Here is a 1,286-nt window from a genome sequence, read left to right as displayed (position 1 = left end):
CGTAGTGGGCCATCGCCCTGATAGACGGTTTTTCGCCCTTTGACGTTGGAGTCCACGTTCTTTAATAGTGGACTCTTGTTCCAAACTGGAACAACACTCAACCCTATCTCGGTCTATTCTTTTGATTTATAAGGGATTTTGCCGATTTCGGCCTATTGGTTAAAAAATGAGCTGATTTAACAAAAATTTAACGCGAATTTTAACAAAATATTAACGCTTACAATTTAGGTGGCACTTTTCGGGGAAATGTGCGCGGAACCCCTATTTGTTTATTTTTCTAAATACATTCAAATATGTATCCGCTCATGAATTAATTCTTAGAAAAACTCATCGAGCATCAAATGAAACTGCAATTTATTCATATCAGGATTATCAATACCATATTTTTGAAAAAGCCGTTTCTGTAATGAAGGAGAAAACTCACCGAGGCAGTTCCATAGGATGGCAAGATCCTGGTATCGGTCTGCGATTCCGACTCGTCCAACATCAATACAACCTATTAATTTCCCCTCGTCAAAAATAAGGTTATCAAGTGAGAAATCACCATGAGTGACGACTGAATCCGGTGAGAATGGCAAAAGTTTATGCATTTCTTTCCAGACTTGTTCAACAGGCCAGCCATTACGCTCGTCATCAAAATCACTCGCATCAACCAAACCGTTATTCATTCGTGATTGCGCCTGAGCGAGACGAAATACGCGATCGCTGTTAAAAGGACAATTACAAACAGGAATCGAATGCAACCGGCGCAGGAACACTGCCAGCGCATCAACAATATTTTCACCTGAATCAGGATATTCTTCTAATACCTGGAATGCTGTTTTCCCGGGGATCGCAGTGGTGAGTAACCATGCATCATCAGGAGTACGGATAAAATGCTTGATGGTCGGAAGAGGCATAAATTCCGTCAGCCAGTTTAGTCTGACCATCTCATCTGTAACATCATTGGCAACGCTACCTTTGCCATGTTTCAGAAACAACTCTGGCGCATCGGGCTTCCCATACAATCGATAGATTGTCGCACCTGATTGCCCGACATTATCGCGAGCCCATTTATACCCATATAAATCAGCATCCATGTTGGAATTTAATCGCGGCCTAGAGCAAGACGTTTCCCGTTGAATATGGCTCATAACACCCCTTGTATTACTGTTTATGTAAGCAGACAGTTTTATTGTTCATGACCAAAATCCCTTAACGTGAGTTTTCGTTCCACTGAGCGTCAGACCCCGTAGAAAAGATCAAAGGATCTTCTTGAGATCCTTTTTTTCTGCGCGTAATCTGCT

The 1,286-nt window shown here is 41.9% G+C and carries 1 protein-coding gene; it reads right to left on the bottom strand.

All coding sequences use genetic code 11. From position 1 onward, the window contains the following. Positions 1-317: 317 nt before the first annotated feature. Positions 318-1,133: an aminoglycoside O-phosphotransferase APH(3')-Ia gene (gene aph(3')-Ia / locus ACXIZN_RS43180; RefSeq protein WP_000018329.1), complete on the bottom strand. Its 816-nt coding sequence runs from the start codon at positions 1,131-1,133 to the stop codon at positions 318-320. Positions 1,134-1,286 lie beyond the last annotated feature (153 nt).

The sequence above is a fragment of the Amycolatopsis sp. TRM77291 genome, assembly GCF_054166285.1.
The sequence above is the reverse complement of the archived record's forward strand: the minus strand, read 5'-3'. Positions and strand labels throughout refer to the sequence as shown.